Source organism: Tenggerimyces flavus, assembly GCF_016907715.1.
GTDB classification, from domain to species: domain Bacteria; phylum Actinomycetota; class Actinomycetes; order Propionibacteriales; family Actinopolymorphaceae; genus Tenggerimyces; species Tenggerimyces flavus.
The window spans coordinates 1,438,189-1,454,434 of sequence record NZ_JAFBCM010000001.1; the positions used below are offsets into that span (position 1 = coordinate 1,438,189).

General features: G+C 68.5%; 6 protein-coding genes. 4 read left to right on the plus strand and 2 right to left on the minus strand.

The features are described 5' to 3' along the window. Nucleotides 1-18: 18 nt before the first annotated feature. Entirely contained in the window at nucleotides 19-1,890 is a 1,872-nt protein-coding gene (locus tag JOD67_RS06730; RefSeq protein ID WP_205116292.1) for a phosphoenolpyruvate carboxykinase (GTP), read from the minus strand. A gap of 373 nt (nucleotides 1,891-2,263) precedes the next feature. Here JOD67_RS06730 and JOD67_RS06735 point away from each other — a divergent pair, with 373 nt between their 5' ends. The 3 genes from JOD67_RS06735 (at nucleotide 2,264) to JOD67_RS06745 (ending at nucleotide 6,374) form a co-directional block, all read left to right on the plus strand. Continuing rightward, nucleotides 2,264-2,653, plus strand: coding sequence for an NUDIX domain-containing protein (locus tag JOD67_RS06735; RefSeq protein ID WP_205116293.1), 390 nt, complete (start codon nucleotides 2,264-2,266; stop codon nucleotides 2,651-2,653). A gap of 948 nt (nucleotides 2,654-3,601) precedes the next feature. Beyond that, nucleotides 3,602-4,858, plus strand: a complete 1,257-nt coding sequence (locus tag JOD67_RS06740; protein WP_205116294.1) for an HNH endonuclease signature motif containing protein — start codon at nucleotides 3,602-3,604, stop codon at nucleotides 4,856-4,858. 271 nt (nucleotides 4,859-5,129) lie between these two features. Beyond that, complete coding sequence (locus tag JOD67_RS06745; RefSeq protein ID WP_205116295.1) at nucleotides 5,130-6,374, plus strand: IS110 family RNA-guided transposase; 1,245 nt, start codon at nucleotides 5,130-5,132, stop codon at nucleotides 6,372-6,374. 102 nt (nucleotides 6,375-6,476) lie between these two features. Here JOD67_RS06745 and JOD67_RS06750 read toward each other — a convergent pair whose 3' ends face one another. Continuing rightward, complete coding sequence (locus tag JOD67_RS06750) at nucleotides 6,477-6,854, minus strand: hypothetical protein (RefSeq protein WP_205116296.1); 378 nt, start codon at nucleotides 6,852-6,854, stop codon at nucleotides 6,477-6,479. A 363-nt stretch (nucleotides 6,855-7,217) separates the two neighbouring features. On the opposite strand from JOD67_RS06750, the gene JOD67_RS06755 reads away from it, so the two are divergent. Continuing rightward, the gene (locus JOD67_RS06755; RefSeq protein WP_205116298.1) at nucleotides 7,218-16,244 is read left to right on the plus strand and encodes a right-handed parallel beta-helix repeat-containing protein; all 9,027 of its coding nucleotides are present in this window, start codon (nucleotides 7,218-7,220) and stop codon (nucleotides 16,242-16,244) included. Nucleotides 16,245-16,246: the final 2 nt, after the last annotated feature.

A 16,246-nucleotide genomic window follows, 5' to 3' on the forward strand; every position in this document is an offset into this window, starting at 1 on the left:
CTTCGTCCAGGTGGGGACCTAGTTCTTGTTGAGGCGTTCCTTCAGGGCGTCGAGCTCGGTCCACAGCTCGGCGGGCAGCGTGCTGCCGAACTTGCCGAACCACTCGGCGATCATCGGGATCTCGTCCTTCCACTCCTCGGCGTCGACCGCGAGCGCGGCCTCGAGCTCGTCAGCGGTGAGGTGGAGTCCGGTGACGTCGAGCGCGCCCTGCGCGGGAACGTTGCCGATCGGCGTCTCGGTGGCTTCGGCGCGGCCTTCGATCCGTTCGATCGCCCACTTCAGCACGCGGCCGTTCTCGCCGAAACCCGGCCACAGGAACGAGCCCTCGTCGTCGCGGCGGAACCAGTTCACGTAGAAGATGCGGGGCAGCTTCGCCGGTTCTGTCCTTTGCTGCATGGACAACCAGTGCGCGAAGTAGTCGCCGCCGTCGTACCCGAGGAACGGCAGCATCGCCATCGGGTCGCGGCGCACGACGCCGACCTTGCCGGCCGCGGCGGCCGTGGTCTCCGACGAGAGCGTGGCGCCCATGAACACGCCGTGCGTCCAGTCGCGCGACTCGGTGATCAGCGGGACCGTCGAGGCGCGGCGGCCGCCGAAGAAGATCGCGGAGATCGGCACGCCCTGCGGGCTGTCGAACTCGTTCGCCAGGATGGGAACCTGGCTGAGCGGCGTGCAGAACCGGCTGTTCGGGTGGCTCGAGACCTCTTTGGCCTCGGAGGTCCAATCGCGGCCCTTCCAGTCGGTGAGGTGCGCGGGCGGCTTGGGGGAGTAGCCCTCCCACCAGACGTCGCCGTCGTCGGTGAGAGCGACGTTGGTGAAGAGCGAGTTGCCCTGCTCGATCGCGCGCATCGCGTTCGGGTTCGTCTGCCAGCCGGTGCCGGGGGCGACGCCGAACATGCCGAACTCGGGGTTCTGCGCGTACAGCCTGCCGTCCTCGCCGAAGCGCATCCACGCGATGTCGTCGCCGAGCGTCTCGACCTTCCAGCCGGGGATGGTCGGCTCGAGCATCGCGAGGTTGGTCTTGCCGCAGGCACTGGGGAAGGCGGCGGCGATGTAGTGGGTCTCCTGCTTTGGGCTTGTCAGCTTGAGGATCAGCATGTGCTCGGCGAGCCAGCCCTCGTCTTTTGCGATGGCGCTGGCGATGCGGAGGGAGTAGCACTTCTTGCCGAGCAGGGAGTTGCCGCCGTAGCCGGAGCCGTACGACCAGATCTCCCTTGTCTCGGGGAAGTGGGAGATGTACTTGGTCTCGTTGCAGGGCCAGGCCTTGTCCTTCTGGCCCTCGTTGAGCGGGGCGCCGACGGAGTGCAGGCAGGGCACGAAGTTCTTGTCCGTGCCGAGCTTGTCAAGGACTGCTTGCCCCATGCGCGTCATGATGCGCATGGAGGCGACGACGTACGCGGAGTCGGTGATCTCCACGCCGAACATGGGGTTTTCGTTGTCGAGCGGGCCCATGCAGAAGGGGACGACGTACATGGTCCTTCCGCGCATCGAGCCTTGGTAGAGCTCGCGCATCGTGCGCTTCATGTCGTCCGGCGCCATCCAGTTGTTGGTGGGGCCGGCGTCCTTCTCCTTGGCTGAGCAGATGTACGTACGCTCCTCGACGCGGGCGACGTCGGAGGGGTCGGTGCGGGCCCAGAAGGAGTTTGGCTTCTTGGCGGGGTTGAGACGCACCAGGGTGCCGGCCGCGACGAGCTCGTTGGTGAGCTCGGCCCACTCGGCGTCGGAGCCGTCGCACCAGTAGATGGAGTCGGGCTGGCAGAGCTCGGCGACCTCGTCGACCCAGGCGAGCAACTTGGCATGGGTCGTCGGCGCATGCGTCGTGGCTGCCACGCTCGCGCTTGGTGAGGGTGCCTCGCTCGTCTTCGTGTGCGGGTTCAAGGTGGCCGTCATCTGGTCCGATTCCTCCCGGGAGCCTGTGGCGGTCTGGGTGCGACCGTTCTTCGAAGTTAGGTGTGGTGGCTACCCGGGCGAGAGGTATCGAAGGGTGGTCGTGGTCACAACCTCGGGGGATATGACGTGCTCTTGCTGTGATCCTGCAAGAAGCGAGCGTTGGCCCGGCGCTTTCCTTGCGAATCTTCCGCAATCCGGCGTGCCTGGTACGGACCAGACCATACCTAAGTCGGTTCACCGCCGAACCTCTCGACGCGAAGAGACACGGGTCCGACAGCATCATCCATGGGCGTTTGTTGCTGTCATGCGAGCACTCTCGGGCACGGTCCTGCGGCTGGGTGGGATGTCGTACCCGGCGCCTAGGGTGCTGTGCATGATCGATCACGAAGTTGCGTTCGTCGTCCTCACCGACCGGGTTGGGCGGGTGTTGATGCAACACCGTGGCCATGACAAGCGTGCGGAACCGGGACGGTGGTCGCCGCCAGGTGGACTGGTTGAGCCGGGGGAGGACGCCCTGACCGCTGCCCACCGTGAGCTGCTGGAGGAGACCGGGCTGACCGCCACCCTTGAGCTCTGTCGGGTGCTGGAGCAGGTCGGTGCTGACGGAACCGGGATCCGCCTCCATGTGTTCGAGGGCAGCACCGACGCCCGCCAGGAAGACGTCGTCCTCGGCGAGGGGCTCGCGATGCAGTTCCTCACCCTCGAGGAGATCGAAACCAAGGAACTCGCCAGCAACGCCTGGGCGTTGCTCGGCCGGGAGTGACGGCGCATCCGATCATGGACCCCAACCGTCCCAAGTGCGATCGATACCACCCATGGACATCACCCGCCGTCAGCAGCACCTGCCGAACGCGATCGTTCGCGTATTTCCCCGCGGCGGGGTCGTTTCGGCCGGGTGACGCGGCGTCTCATCGGCTTGCCATGGGTCCAGTTCCAGCCGTACGCGCACCTCGGCGAATGCGGGGAGGACGTCGGTAGGCCGTGTGTTGACCACCGCTTGTACGTCGGGCGGTGCCGGTGCGGGCGGAACGATGTCCGGGTCACTTCTCTTCCGCGCCGCGCCCATCCATCTCACCGTTACGTCACTCACTGGGCCGCAGCATCACCCTCGCCCTCTCCTGGGCAGCCGTCATTGCCACCCGCACGCTCTTTCATCCAGTGCGCTTCGTCATCTTGCGCGCCTCGTCATCTTGCGCTGCGCGCGACCATCGCTCCATTCCCTGGCCCCGCGAGCCCCGTTTGCTCTGACCCTCTCCGCCATCGTCGCTTGCGCGGTCGCTCTCACCTCTCTCGACTGTCACTCCCATCCTCTTCACCTTCGCTCCTTTGGGGGCGGTGCTGTGCTTCTGTTCTTGCTGTTTTTTTCCCTGCTGTGCTTGGGCGGGCTAGCTGGTCGGGCTGTGGCGGCGGTCGAGTGTGGTGGCCGGTCCGGGGCGCGTCAAGGGCGCCTCTCTGGGGCGCTTCGCGGAGGAGAGAGGCGTCGCTTCGCGACCGCTTTGCGGCCCTTGACTCGCCCCGGTCCGGCCACCTGTTTTTCACGCGCCGCCCCTGCCCCCCGGAACAGTTCCCGGGGACAGGCCTGCCTGCGCCTTGGGTTTGTGGCCGTGTTGCGGCTGCTTGTGGGGCCCGCCGTTGTTTGTGGTGGCGGTGATGTCGGGGATTCCCCTTACGATGTTGGGCATTAAGCCGATTCTCTTGGTAGAATTCTGCTATGGAATCGACCACCTGCTCGAACACCACCGGCACCGCTACTGGTGGTGTGTCGGCGTGGTCGATGACCGACTCCGAACTCACCACCGCGCTCCTCGACAACGCCACCCAGCTGAACCAGCTTCAGGGCCGCCGGGTCGAGCTCATCCGCGAAGCCGACGCTCGCAACGTCGGCGTCGCGGCTGGTGCGGCGAACACCCAGCAGTGGGTCGCCGGCCTCCTGCACGTGACCACCGCGGAGGCGGGTGGCCTGGTGAAGCTGGCCCGGCACCTCGATGCCGACCTTCCCGCCACGACCGCGGCTCTACAAGCAGGGGAGATCTCTCTCGACCATGCCCGGGTCGTCTCCAAGACCGTGCACCTGCTGCCGTCGGAGGTCTCCACCCCCGAGCTGCGGGCCCGCGTGGACGCCACTCTTGCCGAGGAGGCGAAGACCTTCGACGCCAGAACTCTCCACACGGTCGGCAACCATGTCCTGGACAACATCGACCCCGACCTCGCCGACCACGTGTTGGAGAAGAAACTGACGCGGGAAGAGGCGCGGGCGCACCGGGACAGGTTCTTCCGGATGGGCTGGGACGAGACCACCGGCACCTGGCGGGTCGCCGGCCGGTTGCCGAAGGTGGTCGGGGAACGCCTCAAACTCGTCCTCGACCCGTTGGCCGCGCCGCAGTCCGGCCCCGACGGACGCGACACCCGTACCCCCGAACAGCGCTACGCCGACGCAATCGGCGAAGCCTGCCGCCGGCTGTTGGCCGAACAGCTCGTTCCCTCCCACGGCGGGAACCCCACCCAACTCGTCATCACCGTCACCCGGACCGGCGGACGCACCCTGCACACCGGCATCGAACTGTCCCGCAAACTCGTCGAGCAGTTGATGTGTGAGGCCGACCGCGCGTTCTTGGTCAAGCCCGACGATCAGCCCGGCCGCGTCAGCATCCTCACCGACACCCAACAACGACTCTTCCAAGGCAAACTCCGCCGCATCCTCGAGCTCCGCGACGGCGGCTGCGCCTTCCCCGGGTGTGACCGGCCACCCGGCTGGTGTCACGCCCACCACGTGGTCCCGTGGAGCAAGGGCGGACCCACCACTCGGGACAACGGGGTTCTGCTCTGCGGCTACCACCACCGCCTGATCCACCAAGGCGCCTGGCAGGTCCGCATCGCGCTCGATGGGTTACCCGAGTTCTTACCCCCGGACTGGATCGACCCCCAGCGACAACCACTTCGCCATCACCGCCTCACCCCGGCCGCCTAATGGGACCTGATCGGCGAGCCTCGAACGGATGATGTCTGGTTGGAGGAACGCTGGTCGCCGAGCCGCTGGCCGGTGAGCACTTCTGCCGCCTGGATCGATGTTCGACTCCTAGGGTTAGATCGTGCGCCGGCCGGTTGGTGAGGCTTCCTGTAGCGCTGATGGGGTGTCGTGCCCGTCGATGATGGCGTGAGCACTGATCCATTAGGTTGCCGCCGGGTTGCCTTCGGCTCGGACAGGTTCCAGCGACTCGGCGCACCCTGGGAGGTGATCGATGATCTTCGTTGGCGATGACTGGGCCGAGGATCATCACGACATTCACGTGATGGACGAGAACGGTGAACGGTTGGCCTCACGCCGGCTGCCGGAAGGGCTGCCCGGGATCCGGGCGTTGCATGACGTGGTCGCCAGCCACGCCGCCGTCCATGCCGAGGATCATGGCGTGGACCCGGCCGGGGTGGTGGTCGGGATCGAGACCGACCGTGGTCTGTGGGTCAACGCGTTGGTCGCGGCCGGGTACCAGGTGTATGCGATCAACCCACTGGCGGTGGCCCGTTACCGCGACCGCCACCATCTGTCGGGAGCCAAGTCCGACGCCGGTGATGCGAAACTGCTCGCCGATCTGGTCCGCACCGACCGGCACAACCACCGGCCGATCGCCGGTGACAGTGCGGGTGCTGAGGCTGTCAAGGTGTTGGCCCGCGGCCACCAGAACCTGATCTGGGCGCGCACCAGGCAGACCAACGCGCTGCGCTCGGCGCTGCGCGAGTACTACCCGGCCGCGCTGGTCGCCTTCGACGATCTGGCCGACCGGGACGCGCTGGCCGTGCTCGAGCGCGCCGCAACTCCCCACCAGGGCGCGCAGTTGAGTATCTCCGCGATCCGAGCCGCTCTCAAACGCGGCGGCCGGCAACGCAACCTCGACACCCGGGCCCGCGAGATCCAGGCCGCGTTGCGCACCGAGCAGCTGGCCGCACCCGTCCCCGTCGCGGGCGCGTTCGCAGCCACCACCCGCGCCGCAGTCGGCATCATCGCCGAGATGAACCGCCAGATCAGCGAGCTCGAAACCGAACTCGCAGCCCATTTTGAGCACCACCCGGACGCCGACATCTACCTCTCCCTGCCAGGACTCGGTGTCATCCTCGGCGCCCGGGTGCTCGGTGAGTTCGGGGACGACCCCACTCGCTACACCACCACCAAGTCTCGCAAGAACTACGCCGGCACGTCACCGTTGACCATCGCCTCGGGCAAGAAACGCGCCGTGCTCGCCCGCCACGTCCGCAACCGCCGCCTCTACGACGCCATCGACGCCTGGGCCTTCTGCTCCCTCACCCGAAGCCCCGGAGCACGCGCCCTCTACGACCAACACCGCGCCGCCGGCGACCTCCACCACCAAGCCCTCCGCGCCCTCGGCAACCGCCTCGTCGGCATCCTCCACGGATGCCTACGCCACCACACCCACTACGACGAACACACCGCCTGGGCCCACCGAAACCAAGATCAACAAACCGCCGCTTGACAACTTACGGACCTGGGGTGTCTAACCCGCGGCGGCCGGCGTCTGGACATGGGCCGATGGCCACCGTGGGGGCGACGGTGGCCATCGGGGTCTGCGGGTGGGTCAGGCGGCTGCGGGCTCGGCGACGGGGCGGGGTCGGGCGGTGGTGAAGGTCACCACGGCGGCGACCAGGGTGATGGCGACACCCACCACTCGGAGCCACGTTGCTCCGAAGGCGGCGAACGCCGTGGGGTCCACCACGTTGGCCAGGGCACCGCTGAAGATCACGCCCGCGAGCTCGGCGAGGGCGATGGCCACGGCCAGTAGCGGCGTCCAGCGGGCTCGGGTGAAGAAGACCACCCCGGCTACGCCCAACAGGAGCACGAGGCCGGGTGGGACGACGGGGAGGTTCGCGCCGGACAGCATCAGCACGACGATGCCGAGGGCGGCTACTACTAGGCCGAGGACGGTGGCGAGGCGGGGACGTGAGAGCGAAGTCATGCCGCACACGATGGCCGACTCCCAAACCCCGAGCGTCCGACGCAGAGCGACAACTTCCCTACGTTCCTCGACGTATCCGGGCCATACCACCCGCAACCCGCCGAGAAGATCCCTCGTACATGAGACCCAGATGAGACCAGCATGAGAAGCATGAAAGCGCGGTGAGAAGGTTCTCATCCGCCGCTAATGCTTCTCCTCATCTTCCTATGCTGCGAATTGTCTCGGGGGAGACAAGAAGCAATCGTCTTACTGGGTGGGGATTCCTCGCGGCGCGACCAAGAGAACGACGCCGCGCAAAAGCATCGGCGACGACGAGTCGACTCATGCCGCGATGGACCCTTGACGACCCTTGGGGGGTCCGTCGTGAGAGCAGCACACCGTCGTCTCAGATTCATCGCCGTCGCCTCAGGCATAGCGCTTCTCGCCGCCCTCGCGACACCACCGGCACCGGCGCTGGCGAGCGCCGTCTACACCGTCACCAGCCCCACCGACGCCCCGGACGCGAGCGTCGGGAACGGGAGCTGCGCCACCGCCGCGGGCACCTGCACGTTGCGCGCGGCGATCCAGGAAGCCAACGCGAGTACGGCGGCCGACACCGTTGTCGTCCCCGCGGGTACGTACACGCTCAGCATCGCCCCGCAAGGCGACAACCTCATCGCGAGCGGCGACCTCGACATCACCAGGCCCCTGACGATCCAGGGCGCCGGCAAGGAAGCCACGATCATCGACGGCGGCCCGGGGCAAGTCGGCCTTGACAGGGTCCTCGAGATCCACCTGACCGCCGGCAATGTCACCGTCACCAACCTCACCATGCGCGAGGGCAACGACGCCGAGCAGGGCGGCGGCGTCCACACGACCTCCGAGGGCACCGTCAGGTTCGAGAACGTCGCCGTCCGGAACAGCCAGGCAGGTACGTTCGGCGCCGGCATCTCCAGCCAGGGCACCGGGCGCCTCGACCTGGTCGGCGTCGACCTCGTCGACAACACGACCGAGGCCGGCGAGGGCGGCGGCCTGTACGTCGCGTTCGGCACAGTCAACGTCACCGGCACCTCAGCCACCCCCAGCACCATCCAAGGTAACAGCGCCGGATCAGGTGGCGGCATCTTCAACTCCGGAGAGCCAAGCCCAGAAGGCATTCCGGCTGTCGTCAAGCTCACCCACACGACGCTCGCCGAGAACAGCTCCCTAGCGGCAGGCGGCGGAGCGTACGTCGACCACGAGGGCGAGCTCACGCTCACCGACTCCACCGTCGTCAACAACACCGCCGTCGAGGACGGCGGCGGCGTCGCGGCCATCTCCAAGACCGCCGTCACCGTGACCCGCGGCAAGTTCGAGAGCAACCACGCAGGCGGCGAAGGCGGCGGCCTCTACACCAGCACCGAGCGCCCCGTCTCAGTCACCGGCACCACGTTCAAGGCCAACGAGGCCGGCGACCCGGTCTCCGGCGACGGAGGCGGCGGTGGCATGTCCGCGGGAGGCGACGGCGCGGTGACGATCGCCAACGCCGCGTTCGACGGCAACGAGTCCATCGCCGGCGGAGGCGGTCTCCACACCGGCAACAACGGCTCCGTGACGGTCAAGGACAGCAAGTTCACCGCCAACACGACCAGCGCCGAAGGCGGCGGTTTCGCCAACACAGGCGATAGAACGACCCTCGAGCGACTCACGTTCGAAGGCAACCGAGCGACCCTCGACGGCGGCGGCATCGCCAACGAGGGCAGTGGCGCGTTCAACCTCGTCGACACCAGCGTGCACGGTAACACCGCCGAGAACGGCGGCGGCATGGCCAACCTCGCCGACGGCGAGCTGCGCGTCATCCGCTCCACGTTCTGGAACAACCAGGCCAGACTCGGCGTCAGCGACGACAGCGGTCTCGGCGGCGGCGTGTACGGGCTTGGCGACGCCGAGGCGACGTACGAGAACGTCACCATCTCCGCCAACTTCGCCCAGGTACGGGGCGGCGGGCTCTACATCGACTCCGACTCCACCGTGGACGTCGTCAACTCCACGATCTCCCACAACACCTCTCCCACGGCGAGCGGCGTCGGCGGCGAGATCACCTCGATCAACTTCCCGATCGAGCCCAGCACGTCAGTGCTGTTCCGCAACACGATCGTCGCCGGCAACAGGCTCGGCGCCGACTGCAACTTCGCGGTCGGCTCGGTCGGCGGCAACCTCGACTCCGCGGACACCTGCTTCTTCCGCGGTCCCAGAGACCGCCAGCACGCGGGCGATCCGCGCATCGACGCCGTGGCCGACAACGGCGGAAGCACCATGGCGCAGGCGATCCGCGAGGACAGCTACGCCCTCGACGGCGGCCTCGCCCCCTGCCCGATGACCGACCAGCGCGGCGTCGAGCGGCCCCAGGGCGCAACCTGCGACATCGGGGCGTACGAACACGAAGGCCCGTTCGCCGCACCGGACACCACGCCGCCGAACACGAGCCTCGTCGACCCGCCGGCCACCACCGGCGAGACCGCGACGTTCCGCTTCAACGGCACCGACAACGTGACCGAGCCCGCGGACCTGCTGTACGAGTGCCGCATCCTCAACAACGACCCGACCGACCCACCTGACCCGCCCGACCCGACCGAGCCTCCGGACCCCGACGAGATGTTCCTCGGCTGCCCGAACCCGTACGAGCCCATGGACATCGAAGAGGGCAACAACCGCCTCGAGGTGCGCGCGATCGACCGCGCTGGGAATGTGGACCAGTCCCCGGCAGTGCACAACTTCATCGGCGGACTCGACGTCACGCCGCCGCAGACGAGCTTCACCCTCACCCCGCCGAACCCGAGCAACGGGCGCACCGCGACGTTCGGCTTCACCGCGACCGACGACCTCACGCCGCTGATCCTGCTCGAGTTCGAGTGCCGGATCGACAGCACGGATCCCGAAGCCTGGTTGGAGTGTTACAGCCCGACGACGTTCTCCAACCTGACCCCGGGCGAGCACACCGTCGAGGTCCGGGCTACGGACGAGAACGACAACATCGACCCGACACCCGCGCGCTTCGAGTGGACCGTCGCGTCGCCGGCGAACTGCGACGAGGCGAACGTCACCCTCGCCGCCAGTCAGGACGCGTACGTCGACGAGGTCAACCCGGAGGAGAACGTCGGCGCCGAGCCCGAGCTCACCGTACGTTCCGAGGCGACGGGCTCCGACGCGCGCAGCCTCGTCAAGTTCACCTTGCCCACCACCCTCCCGGCAGGCTGCGAGCTCGAGAGCGCCAGCCTCCGACTGCACGCCGACGGTGGCGAAGCAGGACGTACGTTGTCCGCGGCGCCCATCGTCGCGGACTGGGACGAGGCCACGGTCACCTGGAACAGCCAGCCCGCGGCCACGGGAACCGAAGCCCTCGCGACGTCCGGCCCCGGCACGCGCAGCTGGAACCTCACCGCGCACCTCACCGCGATGCTCGCCGGCGGACCGAACCACGGCTTCCTCGTCAAGGACACCCAAGAGGAAGGCGAGCCCGGCGCCGAGCAGGTCTTCGCGAGCAGCGAGGCCGAGCAGGACCCCGGCACCCCGCCGACGTACCCGCAGCTCGTGCTCCGCTTCGACGGACCCGGAACGCCGCCACCGCCCCCGCCGGCCGACCCCGTCCCGACGACGGTCACCTGTGGGCAGATCCTGACCCAGAGCACGCTCGTGCTCAACAACCTCACGGACTGCCCGTTGGACGGCCTGGTGATCGGCGCGCCGAACGTCAAGCTCGACCTGAACGGCAAGACGATCGACGGACCTGGCTACTTCGAAGGCCAGCCCGGCTCGCCGATCGAGCTGCCCGAGGAGGGCCTGCCCGCCGGCGTCCGCAACGTCGGCCACACCGGCGTGGTCATCGTCAACGGCACCGTGCAGGAGTTCGGGTACGGCGTCCAGCTGACGGCCGGCTCCCGGTACGGCACCGTCCAGGACCTGACCGTCCGCGGCAACGCGACAGCTGGCATCGAGCTGTCCGACGCCGACGACGGCCGGAACGGCAACCAGGTAAGAGAGAACGTCCTGGAGGACAACGAGATCGGCATCTCGCTGCTCAACGACACCGAGAACAGCGTGATCGCCGACAACCAGCTGCGGGGCAACTTCGCCAGCGGCATCCACGTCTGGTCCGGCAGCGGAAACACCCTGGACAACAACCGGATCAGTGGCGTCACGACCGACCCGCTGCTCGACAGCGACGGCGGCATCCGCATCGAGGCGTCGTCCGAGAACGTCCTTACCGACAACGCCGTCTCCGACACCGGCGACGCCGGCGTGATGATCACCGACGGCGCGCACGGCAACGAGGTCCGCGGCGACACGTACACCCGTACGGGCGACGCGGGCGTCGTGATCGAGGACTCCGACGCCAACCAGGTGATCGGCATCTCCGCGCACCTCGCGTCCGACAGCGGCATCGGCATGAACGGCGCGAACGACAGTGTGATCCGCGAGAACGACGTCCGCTTCAACCCGAGCGGCATCGAGCTCGAGGGCGGTTCGCGCAACCTGATCGAGGACAACGACGCCAGTCGGAGCTCCGGCACCGGCATCTCGGTCAGCGGCGAGTCGCTGCGCAACCGCATTCTGGGCAACACCGTGATCGCCGCCGATGGCGACGGCATCGCGGTGCTGAACGAGGCGCTGGACCAGGACGGCAACCCGCTCGACGGGAACGTCATCCAGGGCAACCTCGCCAACAGCAGCCTGAGCGACGGCATCGCCGCCGCGGCAGGCCACACGGTGACCAGCAACATCGCGCACAACAACGCGGCGTGGGGCATCAACGCCGCCGAGCCGGTCGTCGACGGCGGCGGCAACGTCGCCAACGGCAACGGCGAGCCGGACCAGTGCGCCGGCGTCGTCTGCGGTGACGGCATCCCCGTTCCTCCGGTCCTGCCGGACCTCGAGGCGCCGAACACCACCATCACGCAGAACCCGACCAACCCGAGCAGCAGCCTCGGCACCGCGGTGTTCGACTTCACCGGCACCGACAACGTCGCGCCGGCCGGGGCGCTGCGGTTCGAGTGCCGTCTCGACGCGCCACCGGACCCGCCGGACCCCGATCCAGACCCGACCGAGCCCTACCCGGGTGAGAACTGGCTGGAGTGTGCCAACCCGCTGACGTACCGGTTCCTGCCGGCCGGTGAGCACACGTTCGAGGTACGAGCGGTCGACCCGTCGGACAACTTCGACCCGTCGCCGGCCACGTACACCTGGACAGTCGTGCCCGCACCGCCGGGACCGGACGACACCCCGCCGAACACGACGATCTTCCAGCGGCCCGACGCCTCGACGTCGAGCACCGAGGCGGTCTTCGGGTTCCGCGGCAGCGACAACCAGACGCCGGGGCCGAACCTCCGGTACGAATGCCGTATCGACGCCGCGCCGTTCGCGGCGTGCCTGAGCCCGAAGACGTACCCCGGGCTGACGGTGGGCGAGCACACGTTCCAGGTGCGCGCCATCGACCTCGCCGACAACGTCGACCCGACGCCGGCGAGCTACACCTGGACGATCGTGCCGCCGCCCGCGGACACGACGCCACCGGACACCACGATCGTCTCCGGTCCCGACGCGAGTACGGTCGCGACCACGGCGACGTTCACCTTCACCTCCACCGAAGCCGGGTCGACGTTCGCCTGCGCCCTCGACACGGGCGCGTACGCCAGCTGTTCCTCCCCGCACCAGCTGAGCGGGCTGTCCGTCGGCGCCCACACTGTCAGGGTGCGCGCCACCGATGGCGCAGGCAACGTCGATCTGTCTCCCGCCGAGTACACCTGGACCGTCGCGGCGGCCCCGGTGCCCACGACCGTCACCTGCGGACAGGTCCTCACCCAGAGCACACGGGTGACGAACGACCTGACCGACTGCCAGAACGACGGTCTGGTGATCGGCGCGAACGGGATCACGCTCGACCTGGACGGTTCCGTGATCGACGGGGTCGGACAGGGCGTCGGCATCCGCAACGACGGGTTCGACGCGGTGACGATCCGGAATGGGACCGTGCAGGAGTTCGACTACGGCGTCCACCTCGGTGCGAACACCGCGCTCGGCATCGTGGCGGACCTGACGCTGCGCCTCCACCAGGAGGCCGGTGCGTACCTCAACAACGCCGACGACGGGACGAACGGCAACCAGGTAAGGGACAACTCGTTCGCCGGCAACGCGGCCGGCATCGTCCTGGAGAACGGCACGCAGGGCGCGCTCGTCCAGCGCAACACCGTCGCGGGCAGCGCTCGCGAGGGCGTGCGGGTGGTCGGCTCGACCGGCAACCGGTTCGAGGAGAACTCGATCACCGCGTCGAGCGAGAGCGGCATCATGCTCGACCTCGCCTCGGGCAACAACTCCCTGGTGGGCAACACGATCGGTGCGAGCGCGAAGAGCGCTGTGCTGATCCAGGCGGCCTCGCACGGCAACCTCGTCGAGGGCAACACCGTCAGCGAGGGCGAGGCCGGCATCGACGTCATCGACTCGAACGAGACGCAGATCGTGGCGAACGTCGCCAACTCGTTCGACAAGCCCGGTGTCGTGCTCGAACGCGCGCACGACACCGTCGTACGAGGCAATGACCTGCGCTTCAACGGCGGTGGCATCGAGCTCCTCGAGTCGAACCGCAACCGGCTGGAGTCCAACGACGCCAGTGAGAACGCCGACACCGGCATCGCGATCGGCTCGCTGTCGCTGGGCAACGTGATCCTGTCCAACCTCACCAGCGCCAACGAGTCCGAGGGCATCGCGGTCGAGGCCGAGGTGCTGCCGGAGTCGACCGATCCCGGCAACGTCATCGAGCGGAACATCGCCAACGACAACACCAGCGACGGCATCGCGGTCAACAAGGCAGGCCACCGCATCACGGCGAACACCGCGAACAACAACGACGGTTGGGGAATCTACGCCGAGATCAACAACATCGACGGTGGCGGCAACCGCGCGGTCGGCAACACCGAGCTGCTGCAGTGCTTCAACGTGGAGTGCAACGGCGGCCCGCCGATCCCGCCGGAGGTCAACCCTCCGGACACCGAGATCCTGGAGATGCCGGCGAACCCCAGCGCGAGCCGCTCGGCGAGCTTCACGTTCACCGGCACCGACGACAACACCCCGCTGTTCGAGCTGGAGTTCCAGTGCCGACTCGACAGCAACGACGAGGCCGACTTCGAGGACTGCGAGAACCCGCAGCTGTACTCGAACCTGTCCCCCGGGCCGCACAAGTTCGAGGTGCGCGCCGTCGACCTTGCCGAGAAGGTGGACCCGACACCCGATCCGTACACCTGGGTGATCGAGCTGCCCGCGCCGGGTGTGCCGCCGGACACCACCATCACGTCTGGGCCGCCGGCCCAGTCCCCGCTCGAGGAGGCCGTGTTCCTCTTCACCAGCAACGAGCCGGACGCGACGTTCGAGTGCTCGCTCGACGGCGCGGCGTACACCACCTGCGTCTCGCCGCTGGAGTTCGAGGAGGTCACGTTCGGCGCGCACGAGCTGCGCGTGCGGGCGGTCGACGACGAGGGCAACCGGGACCCGAGTCCCGCGGTGCATCCGTGGACTCGCGTGGGTCCGCCGGTCGTGACGATCACGGCCGGTCCGGAGGACCCGACGACGAGCACGACGGCGTCGTTCACGTTCGAGGCGAACGAGCCCGTGACAGGCTTCGCCTGCTCGCTCGACCTCGGGCCGTTCGCGGAGTGCACGTCGCCGGCGACGTTCTCCGACCTCGCCGTGGGTTCGCACGTGCTGCGGATCCAGGCGACCGACCTCGACGAGATCCCGTCGGGCGAGGACGAGATGGGCTTGTGGGAATGGGAGATCGAGCCGTCGCTCGACGCGACCCCGCCGGTCACGGTGCTGTTGACGCAGCCGGCGAACCCGAGCGGTGACGCGACGTTCACGTTCACCGGTACGGACAACGTGACGTCGCCGGACGGGCTGCTGTTCGAGTGCAGGCTCGACAGCGACAACGAGGCGGACTTCGCCGAGTGCACCAGCCCGTGGACGTACCCGAACCCGGAGGTCCCCGAGCCGCTCACCAACGGACCGCACACGTTCGACGTGCGGGCCGTGGACGCGGAGGACAACGTGGACGCGTCGCACGTCCGGTACGGCTGGACGTACACCGGCGACACGGTGCAGCCGCAGACCACCATCGCCACCGGTCCGCCGGCGACGACCGGTCTGATCGACGTGACGTTCACGTTCACTGCCGACGACCCGTTCGCGACCTTCGAGTGCTCGGTCGACGGCGCGGCGTACGAAGAGTGCGAGTCGCCGCACCAGGTGCAGGGGATGGAGCCGGGGGCGCACGAGCTCCGGGTCCGGGCACTGGACCTGTCCGGCAACGTCGAGTCGTCGCCCGCGGTCCGTACCTGGACCGTGGTGCCGGCGCCGGAGTCGACGATCCTGACGGCTCCGTCGGCGACGACGACCAGCACGACCGCGGCGTTCACGTTCTCCTCCGACCAGGCGGGCGCGACGTTCCGGTGCTCGCTCGACGGCGCGGCGTTCACGCCTTGCACGTCGCCGCGGGAGTACACCGGGCTCGCGGTCGGGCCGCACGAGTTCGCGGTCCGGGCGACGAACGCGGTCGGGCTGGTCGACCAGTCGCCGGCCGAGCACAGCTGGACGGTCGAGGTGCCGCCGGACACGACGCCACCTGCCACCACGATGGGATCGGCGCCGCCGGCGAGCACGGCGAGTACGACGGCGACGTTCACGTTCTCGGCGAACGAGCCCGGATCGACGTTCCGGTGCGCGCTCGACGGGGCCGCGGCGGCGACCTGCGGGTCTCCGCGCAACCTCACCGGGCTCGCGGTCGGCGGGCACACGTTCGCGGTGCACGCGGTCGACGCCGCGGGCAACCCGGACGCCTCGCCGACGGTCCACACCTGGACCGTCACGCCGCCGCCGACGACCTGCACGCCGGGGACGGTCACGGTGGGCGCGGCCGCCGACAGCTGGATCCTGCAGGACTCCGCCAGCCAGAACTACGGCACCGACTCGGTGCTCAAGGTGGACACCAAGTCGGGAGCGAACGCACGGGCTCTGGTCCGGTTCAACCTCCCGACGATCCCGGCGAACTGCCAGGTGACGGACGCGAAGCTGCGCCTGTACGCCTCGTCGTACAAGTCGGGGCGGACGCTCCAGGCCCACGGGCTCGGGGCGGCGTGGACGGAGAGCGCGGTGCGGTGGAACAACCAACCCGCGATGGCCGGCACGCCGGCGACGGCTCCGTCGGCCACCTCGGCTCGGTATGTCGAGTGGGACGTGGACGCGCTCGTCCTGGCGATGTACGGCGGCGCCAACAACGGCTTCCTCGTCAAGGACGCCGCGGAGAACGGTGGTGGCCTGGATCAGGGCTTCCACAGTAGGGAGAAGGGAACCGACAACCCGCCGCGGCTGGTCGTCAGCTACGGCTGACG

Coding starts and splice junctions, on each gene's coding strand:
- JOD67_RS06735 (WP_205116293.1), top strand. CDS start 2,264: ATGATCGATCACGAAGTTGCGTTCGTCGTCCTCACCGACCGGGTTGGG.
- JOD67_RS06750 (WP_205116296.1), bottom strand. CDS start 6,854: ATGACTTCGCTCTCACGTCCCCGCCTCGCCACCGTCCTCGGCCTAGTA.
- JOD67_RS06730 (WP_205116292.1), bottom strand. CDS start 1,890: ATGACGGCCACCTTGAACCCGCACACGAAGACGAGCGAGGCACCCTCA.
- JOD67_RS06740 (WP_205116294.1), top strand. CDS start 3,602: ATGGAATCGACCACCTGCTCGAACACCACCGGCACCGCTACTGGTGGT.
- JOD67_RS06745 (WP_205116295.1), top strand. CDS start 5,130: ATGATCTTCGTTGGCGATGACTGGGCCGAGGATCATCACGACATTCAC.